Source organism: Janthinobacterium sp. GW822-FHT07A03 (genome assembly GCF_058798815.1).
In genome coordinates, this window is sequence record NZ_JBXAKW010000001.1 from 415,872 (window position 1) to 434,735 (window position 18,864).

The 18,864-nt window shown below is 58.6% G+C and carries 21 protein-coding genes; 5 read left to right on the forward strand and 16 right to left on the reverse strand.

What is annotated here, in order from left to right; translation table 11 throughout:
- The 16 genes from AC1RJW_RS01875 to AC1RJW_RS01950 all read right to left on the reverse strand — a co-directional run bounded on the left by AC1RJW_RS01875 (nt 1) and on the right by AC1RJW_RS01950 (nt 11,556).
- On the reverse strand, nt 1-1,725 hold the full coding sequence (locus AC1RJW_RS01875; protein ID WP_493042990.1) for a phage tail protein: 1,725 nt from the start codon (nt 1,723-1,725) through the stop codon (nt 1-3).
- Nucleotides 1,722-2,342 (reverse strand): phage tail protein I, encoded by a 621-nt coding sequence (locus tag AC1RJW_RS01880; RefSeq protein ID WP_493042992.1) that lies wholly within the window; start codon nt 2,340-2,342, stop codon nt 1,722-1,724. The genes AC1RJW_RS01875 and AC1RJW_RS01880 overlap by 4 nt, the downstream gene beginning before the upstream one ends.
- Entirely contained in the window at nt 2,335-3,246 is a 912-nt protein-coding gene (locus AC1RJW_RS01885; protein ID WP_493042994.1) for a baseplate assembly protein, read from the reverse strand. Before AC1RJW_RS01885 ends, AC1RJW_RS01880 begins: the two co-directional genes overlap by 8 nt.
- Nucleotides 3,243-3,587, reverse strand: coding sequence for a GPW/gp25 family protein (locus AC1RJW_RS01890; RefSeq protein ID WP_493042995.1), 345 nt, complete (start codon nt 3,585-3,587; stop codon nt 3,243-3,245). The genes AC1RJW_RS01885 and AC1RJW_RS01890 overlap by 4 nt, the downstream gene beginning before the upstream one ends.
- Complete coding sequence (locus AC1RJW_RS01895) at nt 3,584-4,246, reverse strand: phage baseplate assembly protein V (RefSeq protein ID WP_493042997.1); 663 nt, start codon at nt 4,244-4,246, stop codon at nt 3,584-3,586. The genes AC1RJW_RS01890 and AC1RJW_RS01895 overlap by 4 nt, the downstream gene beginning before the upstream one ends.
- Before the next feature lie 152 nt (nt 4,247-4,398).
- Nucleotides 4,399-5,616 carry a hypothetical protein gene (locus AC1RJW_RS01900; protein ID WP_493042999.1) on the reverse strand — a complete coding sequence of 406 codons (1,218 nt, stop codon included), beginning with the start codon at nt 5,614-5,616 and terminating at the stop codon, nt 4,399-4,401.
- A 121-nt stretch (nt 5,617-5,737) separates the two neighbouring features.
- Nucleotides 5,738-6,205 carry a phage virion morphogenesis protein gene (locus AC1RJW_RS01905; protein ID WP_493043001.1) on the reverse strand — a complete coding sequence of 156 codons (468 nt, stop codon included), beginning with the start codon at nt 6,203-6,205 and terminating at the stop codon, nt 5,738-5,740.
- Complete coding sequence (locus AC1RJW_RS01910) at nt 6,202-6,690, reverse strand: phage tail protein (RefSeq protein WP_493043003.1); 489 nt, start codon at nt 6,688-6,690, stop codon at nt 6,202-6,204. The genes AC1RJW_RS01905 and AC1RJW_RS01910 overlap by 4 nt, the downstream gene beginning before the upstream one ends.
- Nucleotides 6,674-7,186, reverse strand: a complete 513-nt coding sequence (locus tag AC1RJW_RS01915) for a lysis system i-spanin subunit Rz (RefSeq protein ID WP_493043005.1) — start codon at nt 7,184-7,186, stop codon at nt 6,674-6,676. The genes AC1RJW_RS01910 and AC1RJW_RS01915 overlap by 17 nt, the downstream gene beginning before the upstream one ends.
- Nucleotides 7,183-7,743, reverse strand: coding sequence for a glycoside hydrolase family 108 protein (locus AC1RJW_RS01920; protein WP_493043006.1), 561 nt, complete (start codon nt 7,741-7,743; stop codon nt 7,183-7,185). The genes AC1RJW_RS01915 and AC1RJW_RS01920 overlap by 4 nt, the downstream gene beginning before the upstream one ends.
- Entirely contained in the window at nt 7,743-8,114 is a 372-nt protein-coding gene (locus AC1RJW_RS01925) for a hypothetical protein (protein WP_099388137.1), read from the reverse strand. Before AC1RJW_RS01925 ends, AC1RJW_RS01920 begins: the two co-directional genes overlap by 1 nt.
- A gap of 64 nt (nt 8,115-8,178) precedes the next feature.
- Nucleotides 8,179-8,388 carry a tail protein X gene (locus tag AC1RJW_RS01930; RefSeq protein ID WP_493043009.1) on the reverse strand — a complete coding sequence of 70 codons (210 nt, stop codon included), beginning with the start codon at nt 8,386-8,388 and terminating at the stop codon, nt 8,179-8,181.
- Nucleotides 8,388-8,888, reverse strand: coding sequence for a head completion/stabilization protein (locus tag AC1RJW_RS01935; protein WP_493043011.1), 501 nt, complete (start codon nt 8,886-8,888; stop codon nt 8,388-8,390). The genes AC1RJW_RS01930 and AC1RJW_RS01935 overlap by 1 nt, the downstream gene beginning before the upstream one ends.
- 96 nt (nt 8,889-8,984) lie before the next feature.
- Entirely contained in the window at nt 8,985-9,701 is a 717-nt protein-coding gene (gpM, locus tag AC1RJW_RS01940; protein ID WP_493043012.1) for a phage terminase small subunit, read from the reverse strand.
- Complete coding sequence (locus tag AC1RJW_RS01945; protein ID WP_493043013.1) at nt 9,701-10,720, reverse strand: phage major capsid protein, P2 family; 1,020 nt, start codon at nt 10,718-10,720, stop codon at nt 9,701-9,703. The genes gpM and AC1RJW_RS01945 overlap by 1 nt, the downstream gene beginning before the upstream one ends.
- A 47-nt stretch (nt 10,721-10,767) precedes the next feature.
- Nucleotides 10,768-11,556: a GPO family capsid scaffolding protein gene (locus AC1RJW_RS01950; protein WP_493043014.1), complete on the reverse strand. Its 789-nt coding sequence runs from the start codon at nt 11,554-11,556 to the stop codon at nt 10,768-10,770.
- A 135-nt stretch (nt 11,557-11,691) separates the two neighbouring features.
- Between AC1RJW_RS01950 and AC1RJW_RS01955 the strand changes: the two genes are divergently transcribed.
- From AC1RJW_RS01955 to AC1RJW_RS01975, 5 genes are all read left to right on the forward strand, one after another.
- The gene (locus tag AC1RJW_RS01955; RefSeq protein ID WP_493043017.1) at nt 11,692-13,491 is read left to right on the forward strand and encodes a terminase ATPase subunit family protein; all 1,800 of its coding nucleotides are present in this window, start codon (nt 11,692-11,694) and stop codon (nt 13,489-13,491) included.
- Nucleotides 13,488-14,558, forward strand: coding sequence for a phage portal protein (locus AC1RJW_RS01960; protein ID WP_493043019.1), 1,071 nt, complete (start codon nt 13,488-13,490; stop codon nt 14,556-14,558). Before AC1RJW_RS01955 ends, AC1RJW_RS01960 begins: the two co-directional genes overlap by 4 nt.
- Nucleotides 14,555-14,770: a hypothetical protein gene (locus AC1RJW_RS01965; protein ID WP_493043021.1), complete on the forward strand. Its 216-nt coding sequence runs from the start codon at nt 14,555-14,557 to the stop codon at nt 14,768-14,770. The genes AC1RJW_RS01960 and AC1RJW_RS01965 overlap by 4 nt, the downstream gene beginning before the upstream one ends.
- 725 nt (nt 14,771-15,495) lie before the next feature.
- Nucleotides 15,496-16,662, forward strand: coding sequence for a hypothetical protein (locus AC1RJW_RS01970; protein ID WP_493043022.1), 1,167 nt, complete (start codon nt 15,496-15,498; stop codon nt 16,660-16,662).
- A 1,056-nt stretch (nt 16,663-17,718) separates the two neighbouring features.
- Nucleotides 17,719-18,366 (forward strand): hypothetical protein, encoded by a 648-nt coding sequence (locus tag AC1RJW_RS01975; RefSeq protein WP_289899292.1) that lies wholly within the window; start codon nt 17,719-17,721, stop codon nt 18,364-18,366.
- Nucleotides 18,367-18,864: the final 498 nt, after the last annotated feature.

Genomic DNA, 18,864 nt, shown 5'->3' on the forward strand with positions numbered 1-18,864 from the left:
TTATTTTCCGATGGCAAGGAAATTGGCGGAGGCATCTGCGGCGGCATAGGCGTTAAATCCGGTAATGGTGGGAGAGTCCGAGCTGACATAGCCAGGGTAGTTGCCGTTCGATACGGTGAGGAAGACGCGCAGGCATTCCTTTGGAAAAGCAAACTGAAAAGCCACGCGCGTGCCAGCCGGCCCTGCCGTCACGGAACCCCATTGCATGATGAAGTCACCCGGCAGTTTCAGATCGCCTTCGGGCAGCAGCTTGGATGCAAAGTCCGCATTGCGCCACAGCTCGGCGGTCGATTCGATGACTTGCCAGGCGTTGGGGCCGGTCTCCATGAGGGTCAGGTATTGCCCCGGCTTGATCGTGATGTTTTGCACACTGCCCACATCAAATCCAATGACGACACCGGGCGCGGCAAGGATGGTGCCGCTATAGGCGACACCGAAGAACCGGACGCACTTGCCAGAGTTGGGGGGAATGCCCAGCGATGCTGGATCGGGAATGGTGAGAGTCTTGCCCGGGTACGGGAAGTACAGGGCGCAGCCCATATCCTCAGCGATGAGCGTGCGGCTCTCCAGTACGTGGGAATAGCGCACCATGTTGCCTTGCGCGCGCTGCACAAAATCGGCATTGACCAACTTGTTCGATGCGTCAAATTTTGGTGGCGTCGCCACCTCCTTCATGCTGTATTGCGGATGCGGATCAGCAGCCGCTGCGTGCTTGGCCAGTTGCGCGTCTGCATAGTCGATGACGGCCTTGTCCTGTTGATCCATATGGCTGCGCTTGGCCAACAGTGGATGGGGATCGTCAGCGGCCAGATGCTTGGCCAGTTGCTGGTCGCCGTAGGTGCGTGCGCTGGTGTCTTGCTGATCGACATAAGCGACTTTCGCCAGGAGCGGGTGCGGGTCGGCGGCAGCCTGGTGCTTGGCCAGTTGCGCGTCTGCGTAGTCCATGACGGCCCTGTCCTGTTGATCCATGTGGCTGCGCTTGGCCAACAGTGGATGGGGATCGTCAGCGGCCTGGTGCTTGGCCAGTTGCTGATCGCCATAGGTACGCGCACTGGTGTCCTGTTGGTCGACATAGGCGACTTTGGCCAGCAGCGGGTGCGGGTCGGCGTCAGCCTGGTGCTTGGCCAGTTGCTGGTCGCCGTAGGTGCGTGCACTGGTGTCCTGCTGATCGACGTAGGTGACCTTGGCCAGCAACGGGTGCGGGTCGGCAGCGGCCAGGTGTTTGGCCAGTTGCGTGTCGCTGTAGGCGCGCACGGTAATGTCCTGGTCATCGACGTATTTGCGCGTGGCCAGGATGATGGCCGGGTCGATTTTCAGCTCAATGGCGGCCGTGCTGGCGACGATCAGCACGATGCGCACCACTTGCGTGCGCCCGCTGCCTTCGGCCATCAGGGGCTTGTAGCTGGGCGGGCAGTTGGCCACCGCGCACAGATCGCCGGCCTCGTCGAAGATACCGATCTCGCGTATCCACCAGCCGCCCACGTCCTCGGGCAAGACTTGCTCGACGATGATCTGGCTGGCGTTGGCCGGATCGACGGTCAACTGGTTCAGGCCGGCGCGGCGCACCTCGCGCACCAGTGCCTTTTGCGTACGCACGGGCATGGGCAGATTGCCGTTGCCGTCGCCCACGGCCAGGCTTTTCAGTTTCAGGGTTTGGCCCAGGGCGATGGCGTTGGCCAGCTTGGCCTCGCCCACTTCGGTGAGAATGGCGAAATATGTGCTCATGGATAGATGGTCAGGGTGTCGATGGTATGGGATGCGCCGGCTTGCAACAGCGTGCCGCGCACTTCGATGGTTTTCGCGATCCACGGATACACGGTCATGGCGTCGCCGTGGTACGCGCAAGCGCCCGCGTAGATGCTGCCGCGACTTTCCAGATAAATGGCCAGACCCGTCATATGGCGGCTGACGGGCTTGGCGTCGGCAATCAACCGTTCCATTTCCTGAAACATGGCATCGGTGATGCCCGTGTCCAGCACGCCAACGTCGAGGCGAAAAGTGCCCGGTACGCCGGATGGCGTGGTTTGCCACCATTCGGTGATGCGGATCAAATAGCCCAGAGATTCCACCACGCGGCGCACGGCGGCAATCGTGCCCTTGTGCTTGTGGATGAAATAGGCCGCCTTGATAGCCCCGCGCTTGATCGATTCGGGCCAGCTGTCATCCCAGCGGTCGACGGAGCAGGCCCAAGCCAGGAACGGCAGCAAGTTGACCGGGCAGCGGTCGGCGTTCCACAGGTCGCGCAGCGGCACGGGCACGTTGACCAGCTCGGCGCAGGCCACGGCAATGGCGCGTTCCAGCGCCGTGGTGTTGGGCGGCAGGGTGGGCACAAAGCTATTCATCGAGCACCACCACATTGAGCTTGATGGCCGTGCAGCGCGCGGCCTGGGTGGCGTTCAGTTCGATATCGGCCGCCGGGCTGGTCAAGACGACCTTGCGCACGCCTTCGACGTGCACGGCAGCGCTGCAGGCGGATCGATAAATGCTATGCCCCAGCGGGCGGCGCGGCTGCGACACGCGCACGGCGTTGGCGTGCGCGGCGTCCAGCAGAATCGGCACTTCCGGGCCGACGCCGATAAACAAGGTGGCCTCGATCTGGTAATCGATAACCTGGGCGGCCTGCACGCTCAGGCGGTCGCCCAGGGGGCGCACTTCCTCGGCGTTGAGCGCGCGCGCCAAGATGGCCAGCAGCGCGGCGTCGGCGATGCCCGTGTCGTTGTTGGCCAGCACGGTGACGGTGACGTGCGCGGGCGCGGGGCTGGTGGCGCTCGCGTCCTTGACGCGGCCGTCGCTGCTGCGCGCATGGAATTCATACGACGCCTTCGGGCCGGCCACGGACAGGCCATCCGGCGCTTCCTGGATGCGCAGGCGGTAGGCGTCGTTGTCTTCCATGACGGCGGCCACGGGCGGCAGGGCGTTGGGATTGGCCGGCGTGATGACCAGGCGCGCCACGTTGACGTTGGCGCCCAGCTGGTCCAGGTCGCCATCGAGGGCAAACGCCAGCATGACGGCCTTGCCGGCCTCGTTGACGCGGTTGCGCAGGATGGTTTCCTGATACGCGTTCTCTTCCAGCAGCTTGGTGGCCGGCTCCGATTCGAGTTCCAGCAGGGCCGTGACGGCCGCGCGCTCGGCTTCCGGCAGTAGGCTCACCAAGTGGGCTTTGCGTGTGGCGAGGATGGACTCAAAGTCCAGGACCTCCACCACGCTGGGCGCGGGCAACTGGGCCAGGTCGATGGGCGTGCTCATACGGCGCCCCCTTGCTTGACGGGCACGGACAGGGTGATGCCCTGGCCATTCGCCGTGCCATCGAGCAGCAGCGCCATGGCGCCGTCCGTGTCGCGCGTGAGCTGTACGCTGGCGAGCTGCAAACGCGGTTCCCAGCGGCGCAGGGCAAAGGCGGTGGCCGCGTAAATGCGCAACTGCGTGGCGCTGTTCAGGGGCTGGTCGATCAGCTCGGGCACCTCGGAGCCATAGCGGCGGCGCCGGATGCGCGAACCCATGGGCGTGGTGAGAATGTCAGTGACCGACTGGCGCAGGTGGCCCAGGCCCGTCAGGCTGCGCCCGGTGGCGGCGTGCATGCCCATCATGATTGCGGCCCGCCCGATTGGTCTTCGCCTTGTTTGACGCCGCCGTGCGGATGCCTGGCCAGGCTGATGGCGCCGGCCAGCACGTCATCGGTCGCTTTTATTGTCCCTTGCACGGCCATGGCCACGCCGCCAGCGGCACCGGCCTTGGCGTTCACGCCGCCATTCAGGGCGGTGGCGCCGTTGACGGTGGCCGATTGCATGACGATCAGGTTTTTCATGACGGTCAGGTCGCCCGTGCAAATGGTGCTCGGTGCGTTCGACGTCACCTTGTCGGCGGTGATGGTGGCCGTGCCGCCGGGCAGATTGGCCGTCAGGGCGTGGGCCGCATGGTCGTACTGGACCACGGCGCCGTCGGGGTAGTGCGTGGTGTGGACGGTGGGGCTGGTTTCGGGCGCGTCAAACGCCTGCGAGTACAGCGCCGGCAGGATGATGCCGCGCGTCAGGTCGCCGCCGGGAGAAAAGACGATCACCTGTTCGCCGATGGTGGGCGTTGACCAGGTGCGGGTGCTGCCGGCGCGCCGTGTGGCCCATTTCAGCCATTCCGTGGTGAGTGTTGGTCCGAGCCGCACGCGCGCCTTGGCCCCGTCGACCTCGGCGATGGTGCCCAGGCGGATCAGGTTTTGCAGCAAGCGGAGGAGGTCGGACTGGTCGGCGTTCATGCAATGCATGTTGCCGAAGTCCGCGTGCGGATGCACGCGGGGGCGGGTTGATATGAAACTTAGTGACTCTTATTGTTTCCAACACCTCAATTAGACTGCCTTGAAAATCCAATTGATTTCGTCATTTAAAAATAGGATTGTTGAATTGGAATTTAATCTTTAACCGCTAAACCAAATCTAAGGCGAGGAAATATCTTGCTTTCTTTTCCAATAGAAAAAACCTTGTCAAAAGCGCCAAAGAGGTTGTCTTCATCAGTGAGATTCATGGTGTAAGAATGGAGTTCGTTATATTCTAATAGTATGGTTGGCCTTTCGGTGGATTCACATATTTTCATTGTTTCGTCAGTGTATTTCTTATACTCATCAAGAAATAGCTCTTTCATTATTACGAGGCCATATACTTTATTTTTATCTATAGGAACTGAAAATTTACGATCTCCTATTAGGAAATCTAGCTTATATGTTCTAAGGGAGTACTTAATTGCACCTTCCATCTGGCGTAGTGCTTTATCTAAGTGTTTTTCCGCCGTTAATTTTTTTCTTTGAATTGTATTTTGCAAAACCTTCTCTGTGTTCGGGCTATCTTTTGCTTGGACGAAAAGAATGTGATCTTGACCGATAATTAGAATGTCGGCAATTTCTTCACGGTCTTCACATCGCAAAGGATTTAGGTAGATGCGATGAGCGGGGAAGATTCTAGAAAATACCGTCGCTATATCTCGTTCCTGGTAGGCACCAGGTTCAACTCTTTCCAGTTGGTTAATTGAGACTTCACTATCAGATATATAGCGAGAGCTGGATGGTCTAGCATCTAATATGACAAGATCATCTGGGTATAATGGGTTTTCAAGTTTTATTGTTATTGCCATTGCGTCTTCACTATTTGTCCTATGGATGTACCAATTGTTTGTCTTTTCAATTATTTTTTTTGCGGAATTTATGCTGATTTCTATGAATTTGGCCTCCGCAATAATTTTTCTAATTGCGTCAACAGACTGAATTTTCGCTTGATATCCAAAATATTCGACGCTATTTTCATCGAAAAAATATACATCAACTTCGTCGGTTAAAAGGATTTCTTGAAGAAGTTCAGTATTTAGTTCTGCAAATAAAGGTGTTGTGATGGTAAGTGGATCGGCATCTGTGTCATAGAATGCACTTATGAGAGAAAATCCATTAGCTCCATTTTCCATAATTGGTACAACGTGTATCCTAAATTCTTTCCTCATTTTTGCGGCTAAAAGCATTTCTTTCGGCGCTTTTATAACTAAAATTATTTTATTGTCTTTTAGGAATCTCAGTGGGAGTAGCCCAGTATGAAAATCGTCACGTATATAGGCGTGTACTTGGGGGAAAGTTAAGGTGAGCATAGATAATAAATATCCTTTTGCTATCTGGTTTGAACAGTCGAATGGCGGTGGTCGCGATCAATGCCACACAACTCTAACTCATTTGATAACTAATGTCAGTTGATGATTGCATTGAAGCATCTTAGTTTTTTTCCATGTGACGCAGCAGCGATTCGCGTATCAACGTCCGATCCGCCTCGTTTGTTCCCAATAGCGGCCGCTCCGGGTACTTGTACATCTGTCCTTTTTTTGACAGGCGGTCTGGTTGGCCAAATTGATGCACATGCGCCACGCGTGCCACCCAGCCAAAGAACCCGACTTCGATCTGGTCGCCAGTCGCCTTTACTTTCAGGTGTTTGGCAGTGCGAATCCTGGCGAACATCGCTGCCTTCTGCCGCTTGATCCGCCCATTCTTCCCCTTGAATTCCTTGCGCCGCTTGCGTGCCGGATAGGCTGCGCCATCCGGTCCCTGCTGCGCCTTGATGCGCTGCGCCTGGCTGCGACGCAGGTCGATGGCCACCTTGTGATTGATGGCGCGGCGCTGGGCTGGCTGCAGCTTGGCCAGCAGGGCGCCGGCCCAGGCTTCTAGCGCGTGCAGGTCGCCACTCATGCAGTCGCCTCGGGCGTGCGCCATTCGGCCAGCAGCGTCTCGCCGTCATACAGCTTCCAGAACTCGTCTGCGTAGGCCGGCATGTGCTGTATCTCGGCCAGGTGCTTGATGTCCAGGCGGCCCGCCTCGCCGGTCTTGACGGCCACGCGCTCGGTCAGGTTCAGCTTGATGGAAATATCGACCGTCTCATGGTTATTAAAATCGACTTCGAAGGCGATGCCGTGCTTGCGCGTTTCTTCGTTGGCCATCAGGTCGAGCTGGTGGACTTTGAGCCAGGCGATCAGGGCCACCATGATGGCATCGGCGTCGCCCGCGTAATCGGTGACGATCAGGTTGAGTTTGAAGCGGTACTCGAAGGACAGCGAGGCGGTGGCACTGGCCACCACGTTGCCCTCGTCGGAGAAGACGAGCAGGCGATCGGGGTCGCGCAGCAGCTGGGGAATCGCGGCGGCCAGGTGCTGGCGCAGGCTATTCGGTTTGTACATGGTAGGTGTCTCGCACGGTGTTGTAGGCGTCGATGCAGGCGTTCAGCTGGCGGGTGGCGTCGTCGCCGTCGCCGGCAATGGCGTCAAGAGCTGCCGCAGTCGCTGGGTCAACTTCGGCGCGCGCTTGGTGCTGATGGCCTGCGGCAGCGGCGGTATCAGTAGTTGCGGCGCAGTGGCCGCTGGCGACGGGAATTGACAGGCGCACAGTGCCGCTGCGCACGTCATCGTTAAAACGGTCACGTTCAGTTTTCGCATGGATTTGCTCCTGGTTGAGGTGGTCGGCGTGCTGCGCTAGGGTGGCGCCGGCGGCACGCTCCAGGGTGAGCACGCGGGCGGTGGCCTGGGCCAGTGCGGTGGCGGCGGCGGTCTTGCTGGTGGCCACCTGCCGCTGCAGTTCGGCAATGGCAGTGTCCTTGCGCCAGCCCTGCGCCGCCCAGCCCGCGAGGGCGCCGCACAGGAGAAAAGCCGCCAGCGGGCGCCAGGTGGTGGTGCTCACATGGCCACCCGTTCCTTGATCCAGCCGAACAGGAAACGGCGCTGGGTCTTGTTGGCCTCCGTGATTTCCAGGTAACGCGCCGCCTGCAAGCCGTTCAGGGCGCGCAGCAACACGGTGGCGCCATCCTGGCCGCGCCATTTCAGGAAGGTAGCCAGCGCGCCCAGCGAGATATCGCCCAGGCGGCCATCGACAAACAGGGTGGGGTAACGCGCGCCCGTGTCATTGAACCCGTTCAGCCAGCGCTGCAGGAACTCGGCCGCGCGGTGCGGCCCCATGTTCACGCCCGTGTCGATCAGCTCGGCGCCGATGCCGGCGTGGATCGCCAGCACACGGTCGAACTTGGGTTCCGTGATGTAGCGGGCCGTGTAGATGGCGCGGGCCACGGCCTCGGGCAGGTCGCGCATCGGTCCCGTGTAGCCGTTGGCGCGTGCCACGGCCACGGTGATGCCGTAATTGGTTTCGCCGCCTTTGTCCTGCGGGTCATTCACATAGCCGCCTTCGGCACGCAGGATGGCGTCGATGACGCGTGCGATCAGGGGATTGTCCATGGTGGCCATCAATGCTCCTTCGCGTCCTTGACCAGCTCGGCGATGTCCTTGTCGCTGCGGCGCTGGAACCACAGGGCCACGGCGCGCGATACCCACCAGCCGGGCGCGCCCACGATCAAGTCGATGGCGGAGGCGTTGACCATGGCGCCGATGGCGGGGAGCTGGGCGCACAGCAGCTGGTACGCGGTGCCGCCCAGCAGGCACGAGAACACGCCCGCGCAGGCCAGGCGGGCAACGAATTCGCCCTTGTTGAAGGTGCCGTCGCTGTTCAGCGGCGGCAGCACGATGTACAGCATGGCCGCGCCGACCATGCCCAGCGCCGCCTTGAAGCCGTACAGTTTGACCAGGGTGGCGAAACCACCAAACGATTCTGCGGACATTGCTTGATTCTCCGGTGAGAGGGGTGAGAGATTTTTCATAAGGGTAAAAAGGTTGATTCGTGCGTTAATCCCATAGCTGCACGATGTCCGCGACCTGCGCCGTGCTGGGCACCGGCTCGGGCAGGGTGACGACCAGGCCGGCCGGCAGCACGGCGCCGTGGTGCGCCAGCGCGGGATTCCTTTCCAGGGTTTGCTCGACGTATCCCGCGCCGTCGCCCAGGTAGCGCCACACCAGGGCGTCTACCGTGTCGTGCTGCCGCGTGCGCACCTGCATCAGATCAGTTCCACGGTCAGATGCGTACGGCCGACCATATCGGCGATGGCCCATTGCGCATTGCGCCGCTGCGCACCGGGAGCCTCGTCCAGCCATTCCATGCTTTTCTTGTCGCTGACGGACGTGGCCGTGCTGTCGTAGTCGCGGTAACGCTCGATCAGGTCGGCCTTCGCCGTGCTGTAGACGGCGCGCCGGTACTGCGCCAGCAAGCGGGACTCGCGGTTGATACGCGTGGCCGGCACGTCCACCAGGGAGGCGATACCGGCAGCGGCCTGCTTGCCCTGCCACTCGGCCAGCTCGCGGTTGACCTGCAGGATGGCATCGACCACGGCCTGCACCAGGCGCGCGTCGGTGACGGTGCCGTCCAGGCGCATGGCGTCGCGCATATCGGTGAGCAGGATGTCGGGAAACCAGCCATCGTTCTCGATCACGCCGGGGGAGGGCGCCGGCACCGGGGCGGTGCCGGGCGGGATGGACGGGGGCAGGGCCATGAAGGACATACGGGGCGCTTTCAAAAAGTGGGCGGTGGACGGGGCTCATCAGGCCGCTGGTTTGGCCAGAATCCCCCCGTGCCGCCGTGCTGCGGGGGATGCTCTTTACGTGGAACCGGCCGCGCGCTTGAGGCGCCGTTCCAGCCGTTCCATATCTTTCTTGACGCCGCAGGACTCCGACAGGGCGCGGGCGCGTTTCAACTGGCCCATGGCCGTTTCCGCCTGCGCCACCAGCGCCGGGGCGATGTCCGTATCGTCGGCTTGGTCCAGCACGGCGATCATGGCCAGGCCGATGGCCTTGTGCAGCTTGGCGCGCGCCTGGTCCGGCGCGTCGCTGGCGGCCGTCAGTACTTCGACGGCGCCCAGCACCTGGGCGGCGTGCTGTGGATCGGCGGCCAGCTTGCCGTGCAAGTAGCCTTCGGCAAACTCGTCCAGCATCAGGGTGGCGATGTCGCGGCTGTAGCCATCTGGCAGGGTGAACTTGTGCGCCAGCGCGTATTCGGCCATGACCAGGGCGCGCGCATACTCGCCTGTGTCGATGTGCCACACCAGCAGGGTGGCGAAGACGTCATCCTGCGCGCCCTTGCCGCCGGCCAGCACGCCGTCGATCCATTGCGCGTAATCCGGCAGCAAGGTCGCCTTGACTTCGATCTTGCGCTCGACGGACTGGATAGCCTTCAGTCGGCGCCGGTCGTCGGACAATTTATAAAGCATCAGCTCGTAGGCCGTGCCGGTGGTGACGCCCTGCGGCGCGGCGGCGCCGGCCGTGCGCTCGGCCAGCATGCGCGCGCGGTGGCGCAGGGCAGGGGAGATATTCGCCATCACTTGTCTTTCAGCTCGATGTTTTCCACCAGCGCGGCCAGGCCCAGGTCTTCGATCACGTAGGCGTCATTCGACGACTCGTAGTTTTCGATGCGGTCGCGCTTGGGCTCGTCCACCACGCGGCGGCGGCGCGCGCCTTCCTGGAAGTAGATCGACAGATTGTCGAAACGCGTGATGAGGATGGCGTTATCTGGGAAGAAGGGCACGCGCGCCGCCGGCAAGCCGCCGATGCGTTTCTGGCTGATGATGATGTCGGCCGCCAGGGTTTCCGTGGGCGCCTGCTTGGTGTTGACCAGTGGGAAATACTTGTCGTTCAAGAGCTTGCGCCCGACGATGGCCACCAGATTGGTGTCTTCCTGATACCACGGGTCCAGCAGGTTGACGGCATCCGTGACGGCCGCGTCCAGGTTGGCATAGTCGGCGCCGTCTACGTCGCCGATGATGACCTTGCCCGGCATGCCGTTGGCGACCAGGCCCAGCACGCGCTCGGGCGCCAGCTCACGCAGGTGCTGCAGCCAGCCTTTATTCACGTCCTGCAGCAGCGGATTGGCATCCAGGTCGGTGTCGGCCATGGCTTTCACGCCATTGAAGCCGATGACGATGCGATCCAGCGCCTGGCGCGTCAAAATGGCATTGGCCACGCGCGACTGGAAGTCGGGGAACTTGGCCCAGGCGTCCAGCTTGGCATAGTTCAGATGCGTGTCGAAGTTGGTCTGTTCGCAGCGGTACTTGGTGCCGTCCAGGGTGGACAGGTCGCGCGTCTTGCGTTCCTTGTCCTTGGTGTTGGTGCGACCCGCAATCGGGCCGGAGACGCCCAGGCCCAGCTTTTCGCCTTCCTGCTCGGTCACGCCGATGATGTTGACCTTCGACAGGAACTCGCTCGACTCCTGCATCTTCGTTTCCAGCTTTTGCTGCACGCTGGGCGTGACGCTGAACGTCTTGGCCACATTGTCCGTGTCGTTCAGTTGGCCCAGGCGGGTTTCGTACTGGCCAAATACCTGGCGCGTTTGCTTTTTCATAAATCAGTGCTCCGTTGTTGAATGGGGTATTGGTGGATGGCGCGCGCTTAGAACTCGGTCTGCACGGCGCCGTCGTTGCCGGTGGCGGCCGGGCGGCGCGGGCCGTTGCCGGGCGCCTCGTCCATCTGCGCCTTGAAGGCGGCCAGCTCGTCCTGCGTGGCCTTCAATGCTGTTTCGGTTTTTTCCAGGCGCGTCATGGCGTCCGCGTAGTTGTCGTTGGCGGTGACGACGTGGCCGGCCAGCGCCTGCACCGCTTCGCTGATGTCGGCGAACTGCGCGGCGTCGGTGCCGGATTTATTGGAGAAGCGCGACAGCAGGTTTTTCACGGCATCGGCCAGCTTGATGCCCTGCGGCTCGTCAAATTCCAGCGTCACCTCGACGGCGGAGGTGAACAGGTTGGCGCTTTGCTGCTTGCGGCCTGCGGAAAATTTCAGCGCTTCGGTGCCCAGGCTGGCGGGGCTGTCGGTGACGCCCAGGCCGACCAGGTAGGGCTGCGACGAGTCGGCAAAGTCGGGCTGGATTTCCAGGCTGGTATAGAGCTTCTGTTTCGCCTTGTTGATGGCGACCAGCTCTGGCGTCGGTTCAATCTGCGCGAACAGGGCCAGTTTCTTGCCGCTATCGGTGTCTACCTCTTCGGCCTTGACGGCGATTACGTCGCCGTAGGCTTTGAACTGGCTGTCGGGCAGGATGCCGCGAATGTGCTCCAGCCAGATGCGGGCGCCATAAGTTTTCGGGTTGTAGGTCGCGGCGATCTGCTCGATGGTGGCGCGGTCGATGTTGCGGCCGTCCGTGGTGGCGCCTTCGGTGGCGACGCGGAAGAATTGGGATTTAGGCATGGTGGCGCTCTCGGTTGATCGGATAACGCCATGGTCAACGTCTTGGCGCTGCGATTCAATGTGGCGCGGGTTGCTATGGGCCATAGCGACTTTTGCCTTTCCCCGCTCCGCGCGCGCGCGGCCTACGCTGGCGGCATGCTAGCCATTGAACAAAAACCCGAAGAAATAATCGCCGAACTGGCTGTGCCCGAATCCGAGCCGCGCCGTGCCGCGCGTGCCCTGTACTGGAAGGGCTGGCGCATTTCGTCCATCGCCCGCCACCTGGGGATCAAGCGCAGCACGATCAATAGCTGGAAAGAGCGCGACGAATGGGACAAGGCCCAGGCCATCGAGCACGTCGAGGCGTCGGCCGAGCTGCGCCTGGTGAAACTGATCGAAAAAGAGGTCAAGAGCGGCAGCGACTACAAGGAAATCGACCTGCTGGCGCGCACTATCGTGCAGATGGCCCGCGTGCGCCGCTATGAGCAGCCTGGCGGCAACGAGGTCGATCTCAATCCCAAGTTGGCGAACCGCAATGCTGGCCCGAAGAAGAAGCCGACGCGCAACGACTTCAGCGACGAGCAGCGCATTCAGCTGCTTGACGCCTTCCAGGATTCGCTCTTCGACTATCAAAAGGTCTGGTTCCGCAACGGCGACCAGCGCACGCGCGCCATCCTCAAGTCGCGCCAGATCGGCGCCACCTGGTACTTCGCGCGCGAGGCGCTGGCCGACGCTATGGCGACGGGCCGCAATCAGATTTTCCTGTCCGCCTCCAAGAGCCAGGCGCACGTCTTCAAGCAATACATCGTGCAATTCGCGCGCGAGGCGGCCGGCATCGAGCTGACGGGCGACCCCATCGTGCTGCCGAACGGCGCGCATCTGTACTTCCTGGGCACCAATGCGCGCACGGCGCAGGGCTACCACGGCAATTTCTACTTTGACGAATTTTTCTGGACGCAGAACTTCCAGGAGCTCAACAAGGTGGCCTCGGGCATGGCCATCCACAAGAAATGGCGCAAGACGTATTTTTCGACGCCATCCTCGACCACGCATCAGGCCTATCCGTTCTGGACGGGTGAGCTGTTCAACAAGCGCCGCGCCAAGGCGGACCAGGTCAATATCGACGTCAGCCATGGCCGCCTCTCGTCGGGTTTTACCGGCGAGGACAAGATCTGGCGCCAGATTGTCACGATCCTGGATGCCGAGCGCGGCGGCTGCAACCTGTTCGACATCGACGAGCTGCGGAACTTCGAATACAGCCCGGACCAGTTCGACAACCTGCTGATGTGCAACTTTATCGACGACTCGACCAGCGTCTTCCCGCTGGCCGAGCTGCAGCGCTGCATGGTCGATTCCTGGGTCGAGTGGGACGACTACAAACCCTTGCTGGGCCTGCGTCCGTTCGGCAACCGGCCAGTGTGGATCGGCTACGACCCGGCCTTGAACGGCGACAGCGCCGGTTGCGTGGTGCTGGCGCCGCCCATGACGGCCGGCGGCAAGTTCCGCATCTTGGAGCGCCACCAGTGGCGCGGGCAGAGCTTTGAGGATCACGCCGACGCCATCCGCCAGATGACCCAGCGCTACAACGTCGAGTACATCGGCATCGACACGACTGGCATGGGCATTGGCGTGCTGCCTATCGTGCGCGGCTTCTTCCCGGCCGTCACGCCGCTGAACTACTCGCCCGAAGTCAAAACCCGCATGGTGCTGAAAGCCAAAAACATCATCAGCAAGGGCCGGCTGGAATTCGACGCCGGCTGGACCGACATCGCGCAGTCCTTCATGGCCATCCACAAGACCCTGACCCCCAGCGGGCGGCACGTGACCTATGTCGCCGGCCGCAGCGATGAAACCGGCCATGCCGATCTGGCGTGGGCCTGCATGCACGCCCTCGATCACGAGCCCTTCGAAGGCACGACCGACAACCACCACTCTTTCATGGAGATTTATTCTTGAGCAAAGCACGACACTTGCGCGCGCGCGGCCGCCAGGCCGGAAGCGCACCATCAACAGCGGCCAAGGCCACGGCGCCGGCCGCCGCCGGCATCGAGGCGTTTTCCTTTGGCGACCCGACGCCCGTGCTCGAGCACGCCGATATTCTCGATTGCTTCGAATGCTGGAAGAATGGCCACTGGTACGAGCCGCCCGTCAACCTGGCCGGCTTGGCCAAGTCATTCAACGCCGGCGTGCACCACAGCAGCGCCATCCACTTCAAGGCCAACGTGCTGACCTCCACCTTGATGCCGACGAAATACCTGTCGCGCGATGGATTCAAGCGCATGGCCCTGGACTATCTGACCTTCGGCAATGCCTACCTGGAAGACCGCCCCAGCCGCAGCGGCAAGGCGCTGGCGTACCAGCATGCGCTGGCCAAGTACATGCGGCGCGGCGTCGACCTGGACACGTATTTTTTCGTGAACGGCTACCAGGCCGTGCACCAGTTCGACAAAGGCCGCGTCTTCCACCTGATGGAGCCGGACGTGAACCAAGAGCTGTACGGCGTGCCGCAGTACCTGAGCGCCTTGCAATCGGCCTGGCTCAACGAGGCGGCCACCCTGTTCCGCCGCAAGTACTACAAGAACGGCTCGCATGCGGGCTTCGTGTTCTACATGACGGACGCCGCCGCCAACACGCAGGACGTGGACAACCTGCGCCAGGCCATGCGCGACAGCAAGGGGCCGGGCAACTTCCGCAACCTGTTCATGTACGCGCCGAACGGCAAGAAGGACGGTATCCAGATTCTGCCCGTGTCCGACGTGGCCGCCAAGGACGAGTTTTTCAACATCAAGAGCGTCACGCGCGACGATCAGCTTGCCGCGCACCGCGTGCCGCCGCAGCTCATGGGCATCTTGCCGAACAATGCCGGCGGCTTCGGCGCGGTGGAACCGGCCGCGCGCGTCTTCGCGCGTAACGAGCTGGTGCCGCTGCAGGCGCAGTTCATGGCGATCAACGAATGGGCGGGAGTGGAAGTGGTGCGCTTCGCCCCGTATGACCTGGCCACGGGCGGGGAGGGCGCAGCATGAGCGATCACATCGACAACACCGACAAGATCATCTTCGCCGAGGTGGCGCGTGGCCTGGCCGCCGTGCGCCGCCGGCCGGCCCTGGCGCCGCACGGCTGCTGCCACTACTGCGACGAGGCGCTGGCGCCCGTGCTGCTGTTCTGCAACGTGGACTGCCGCGACGATTACGAGAAGGAGCAGGCGGCCAAGGCGCGCGCCGGCCGCGCAGGATGAGCGCCACGCCGCGATAGCGGGCAGGGCGGGGCCGCGCAGCCCAGCCGCGCCAGAGCGCCCCAGCCACCGCACAAGCCGCCCACGAGGCGGCTTTTTCACGTCCCGACGATTGATGTTGCATCATAAGCAAGAAAAAAGCCCATTTCGGCCCGGCGCGCGCAGTTGTCCCCCCTCCACACCTGCCCGCTATATAGGGCTCTTTTGACTCAAATTTGCACCATGGCCGAAGGCGCATGAGGACTGGCGCGGCGGGGCGAAGAGGGGACATGCGATTTGACGCATTTTGACGCACTTTGAGCGGTTTTTCGTGCGGGCGGTGTACTAGCGTGGGAGGGCTGGTTTTCGTGCGTTGGCAGGGCTGTATAGCAGTCGCACGCCCATTTCTATTCGGTGTTGCAACCTGCGGCCCCCCGTTCCACGGTTCAACTCCGTGCTCACAGCATGCCATCGAAAAGGTCACCGTCGAGCATGGCCGTGCGCGCAACGTGCATTGCCTCATCGGGCGCCAGCTTGCGCTTGAGCCAGCGGCGCGCATCTTCGGTGCTTACGACGGCGGGCGGTGATGGCGAATATCAGCCATGCTACCTACTGAATCTGTAATTATCAAAACGAAGCCAGTTTCTACGAGGTTATGCCCGAGTATTAGAAAATAGGAAAAAAATATCCCCGCTGTTTTTCTTGAGCGTTCGGAAATCGGGTATCGTAAACATTTTTAGGAGAATTCTATGCCGAGGGTTAGCGCAGATCACATAATGTTCGATGAGTGTATTCGCGCATTTCGCCCGAATGGGGCAGGTAATGATTTGAAGAGATCAAAACCGTATTGGTCATACATCTTAACTGATTTCGAGCTTACAGCAGAGTGGGATCTATCAGATTTTAAAGTCTACCCATCAAAGAAAATTGAGTTGCCGATGCGTGCTATGGCGTTTATATCGAAAATTGATAATCCAGAATCGTGGAATGGCGATGGATCTCATCTTTTTGGTATTGCTCTTTCATCGATAGTTTCTTTTGTGACGGGTAGAGTTTGTCGATCACCCCGAGACGGATTTGGTTTTTACCGAGAGCAGATGGACATCGAGCTAGAAGGAATGGGATTATTGCATCCTATTAAGATGTTTGGACCCGGCTTGACCGAAACCAATATTTCGCCCGAAGTCCAAGCTCAATATAGAATTGAGCTTACTGAATTTATCGCTGCTTTACAGGCTGTTGACCATGAAAAATACGTGGCCGTTATGCAAGCTGTACGTCTTTCCCACCTATCTCTCTTGGCGAAGCGAGAGGATTTTGGCTTGGCCTACATGTTAATAGTAGCTGCGATAGAATCTATTGCACAAAACGCTGTTCCCCGCGATAAGATTAAAATAAAACAAGAAAAGGATCTCGCCTGGGCAGAGCGATCAAAAAATGACTCAGATTTTGCGGAGATATTTAAAGCCTATAAGGATTTGCGCGGAAATAATCAATATTTGAAGGAGCGATATCTTCATTTTATTTTAACGTTTTGTCCTATTGATGAATGGGAAAAAAGTGTCCCGATTCCCTCTATACAGCAACATAATATTGACTTCTGGCGTGAAGTGCAAAGTAAAGGTGGCCCAGTTTTTTCAGGAAATCTGAAGGCTGGAAATGAGAAGTACCCAGGCGATGTAGATGATGCAGCTATACGAGAAGCTTTAGGATCGTCATATAAATATCGATCGCAATTTGTCCATGCTGGTAAGCAACCGCCAAACGCCGAATCTGTACCTATGGAAAGATTTTTTCAAAGCCGCTACGTTCATAAGGGCCACGACGTTGTTGAAGAATTATTGCCGACCTACGATCTTCTTTTTAGAGTCGCGCAGATGTCGATATGTAATTGGTTGCAGAAGCAAATCAAGTGATGAGAGTTGGTTTGCAAATAGTCACTCTTGTGTGCCACGTATGTAATTTCAAAAAATGATGAACACGCATGGCGCTAAGTAAGTGCTAGCACTGCCGCTTCATTGAGTATTGTCGCGGAATTATGATCAAGGTGCGATACCCGATGTATGGTATGAAGCCCATGAATAGAAAAAAGGCTGTTATTTTGTTGTCATTCCTAGGCTAAAACAGTCCAAAAGCACCCCAAATAATGACAGCTTTCTTTTTGCTAACTACTTGATTTTAAATAATTTATTGGTGGACGGCGTGAGTCGAACCCGCATCATGGATGTTGCGAACCTGGTCGATCCAACGGCTAAACGTTGGCTGCACTGACCACTCTTCCTCGAAAAAAACGTTTCCGCATCGCCGTTGTGGGGCAGTGAAAACAGTACGTTGCAAGGTGATGGAAAAACATTACGTGCGGAACGAAATTACACGTAGGCCGTTGAAGTGTATGAAGTATTTGGAAGACTTGAAAACTAGTGCCGGGTTAAATTGTTCGTGAGATTCGAAGGGCGAGGCTTAGCAGCTCAGCCCGCCCCGAATCCGCCACCAGCTGCCGCTGCGCGGCAGCTTCGCGCGCCCCAGGCGCGCGTTTGTGGTTCCAATTAGCTTTTCGACTGAGCCGGCTTTCACAGCACCCGACGCATCAGTCGGTGTCTGAATGGCGGGCTGACCCTCAGCCTGCGTGTCCTAGCGGGTCTGTATTGCGGACTTGTGGTCCAAATCTATTCGAGGCTGGCGAACGGCGAGGCAGCTTGCGGCGTATTCGCGCTACGGTTCAATTCCGTGCTGATCCCCTGCCATTCGAACAGGTCGTCGCAGAGCAGGCCGTGCGTGTAATATGTGTGGCTTCGTTAAGTGTCAGCTTTGGTTTGATGGCAATTTTTATACTTGCGGATCGCAAAACTATGTGCGTGATGCAATAATTGAATAATTTTATAGCTATGAAAATGATAAACCTTCCTCGGTGGGTACGGCGATTTTTGCCGATCTATTTACTGGGACTTCCTCTAGGTGTAGGAGCTGAATCGATGCTGCAGTATCGCAATATTTCTCTCGGCGATGCGTCGGATAAAGTGTTGAAATTAGCAGAAAATGAGTTTCCTCGCGTTAAGTTGGAGTCTAGAGAGAATTCATTTGATATTCTTGCGATCATGGCTGGAGATGATCAAGGAATTATAGATAATTCATGCCGCTCCGCGGCAACCAGTGATTTGCAACAAGATTGTATATCAGCGCGTTTTATTTTTTCTGGCAAAGCACAGGGAGATCTTCTGGCCAGTGTTTTTGTTGACCAGGGTTTTAGTACCGCCATTAATCGAGACAGTCTTATTGTTATGCTTGTGGCCAAGTATGGACAGCCCAGAATAACTTCTGGAGATGTCGTTCCTGCAACTGATGTGAATCCTGAGTCGAAATTTATTTCGTTTCTTTGGGGAGGGTTGCGAACACCCGTAGGCATCTATCGTCCTAGCCGTTTCCCTTACAAAGATAGGGAAATTATTGGTGGTAAGTACATATCTGCAGTGATTTATTACCAGGGAGACTTGGCAAACGGTTATAGTTTTCGCATCGTTGACTCTGAAATGATGAACGAAAGCATGAAGGTGGATATGAGTGAGCCACAAAGGTTAGAGGCTGAGCAGCGAACTCAAAACGATGCCTCAGAAAAATTTTGATTGTGACTTCATACCTTGCGAGAGTGTCCGCCAGACTGGGGGAATGCCAATCCAGTGTTTCGGGCATCATTTTGATGTAGCTATCAGTCGGGTTCATGCCGCAAGACTACTACCAAATTGTTGCAATTCGTGAACGCTGTATGCGCTGGTCAAGATAATTATGTAACGTCAGTGCGAAGAGCCGAGGCACCGAGTGATGGCGAGAAGGATTAGTTTGCGGGCGAAAAAAAGCTGTCATTTTGTTGTCATTCCTAGGCTAGAGCAGCCCAAAAACAACCCAAATAATGACAGCCTTCTTTTTTCTAACTACTTGATTTTAAAGAATTCAGTGGTGGAGACGGCGGGAATCGAACCCGCCTCACCTTGCTAGGTACTCCCACCAAAAAAGTACAGCGTCCGTACGTTTTCCTGCTTAGAGGTATCGCGCGTGGGGTGCAGGTGCGCAAAGTTCTTTTTTTGTGCCGATGTTCGTTCGTAGGTAGCGTAGTAGGTACGGTT

Coding starts and splice junctions, on each gene's coding strand:
- AC1RJW_RS01875 (WP_493042990.1), bottom strand. CDS start 1,725: ATGAGCACATATTTCGCCATTCTCACCGAAGTGGGCGAGGCCAAGCTG.
- AC1RJW_RS01880 (WP_493042992.1), bottom strand. CDS start 2,342: ATGAATAGCTTTGTGCCCACCCTGCCGCCCAACACCACGGCGCTGGAA.
- AC1RJW_RS01885 (WP_493042994.1), bottom strand. CDS start 3,246: ATGAGCACGCCCATCGACCTGGCCCAGTTGCCCGCGCCCAGCGTGGTG.
- AC1RJW_RS01890 (WP_493042995.1), bottom strand. CDS start 3,587: ATGATGGGCATGCACGCCGCCACCGGGCGCAGCCTGACGGGCCTGGGC.
- AC1RJW_RS01895 (WP_493042997.1), bottom strand. CDS start 4,246: ATGAACGCCGACCAGTCCGACCTCCTCCGCTTGCTGCAAAACCTGATC.
- AC1RJW_RS01900 (WP_493042999.1), bottom strand. CDS start 5,616: ATGCTCACCTTAACTTTCCCCCAAGTACACGCCTATATACGTGACGAT.
- AC1RJW_RS01905 (WP_493043001.1), bottom strand. CDS start 6,205: ATGAGTGGCGACCTGCACGCGCTAGAAGCCTGGGCCGGCGCCCTGCTG.
- AC1RJW_RS01910 (WP_493043003.1), bottom strand. CDS start 6,690: ATGTACAAACCGAATAGCCTGCGCCAGCACCTGGCCGCCGCGATTCCC.
- AC1RJW_RS01920 (WP_493043006.1), bottom strand. CDS start 7,743: ATGGCCACCATGGACAATCCCCTGATCGCACGCGTCATCGACGCCATC.
- AC1RJW_RS01925 (WP_099388137.1), bottom strand. CDS start 8,114: ATGTCCGCAGAATCGTTTGGTGGTTTCGCCACCCTGGTCAAACTGTAC.
- AC1RJW_RS01930 (WP_493043009.1), bottom strand. CDS start 8,388: ATGCAGGTGCGCACGCGGCAGCACGACACGGTAGACGCCCTGGTGTGG.
- AC1RJW_RS01935 (WP_493043011.1), bottom strand. CDS start 8,888: ATGTCCTTCATGGCCCTGCCCCCGTCCATCCCGCCCGGCACCGCCCCG.
- gpM (WP_493043012.1), bottom strand. CDS start 9,701: ATGGCGAATATCTCCCCTGCCCTGCGCCACCGCGCGCGCATGCTGGCC.
- AC1RJW_RS01945 (WP_493043013.1), bottom strand. CDS start 10,720: ATGAAAAAGCAAACGCGCCAGGTATTTGGCCAGTACGAAACCCGCCTG.
- AC1RJW_RS01950 (WP_493043014.1), bottom strand. CDS start 11,556: ATGCCTAAATCCCAATTCTTCCGCGTCGCCACCGAAGGCGCCACCACG.
- AC1RJW_RS01955 (WP_493043017.1), top strand. CDS start 11,692: ATGCTAGCCATTGAACAAAAACCCGAAGAAATAATCGCCGAACTGGCT.
- AC1RJW_RS01965 (WP_493043021.1), top strand. CDS start 14,555: ATGAGCGATCACATCGACAACACCGACAAGATCATCTTCGCCGAGGTG.
- AC1RJW_RS01970 (WP_493043022.1), top strand. CDS start 15,496: ATGCCGAGGGTTAGCGCAGATCACATAATGTTCGATGAGTGTATTCGC.
- AC1RJW_RS01975 (WP_289899292.1), top strand. CDS start 17,719: ATGCTGCAGTATCGCAATATTTCTCTCGGCGATGCGTCGGATAAAGTG.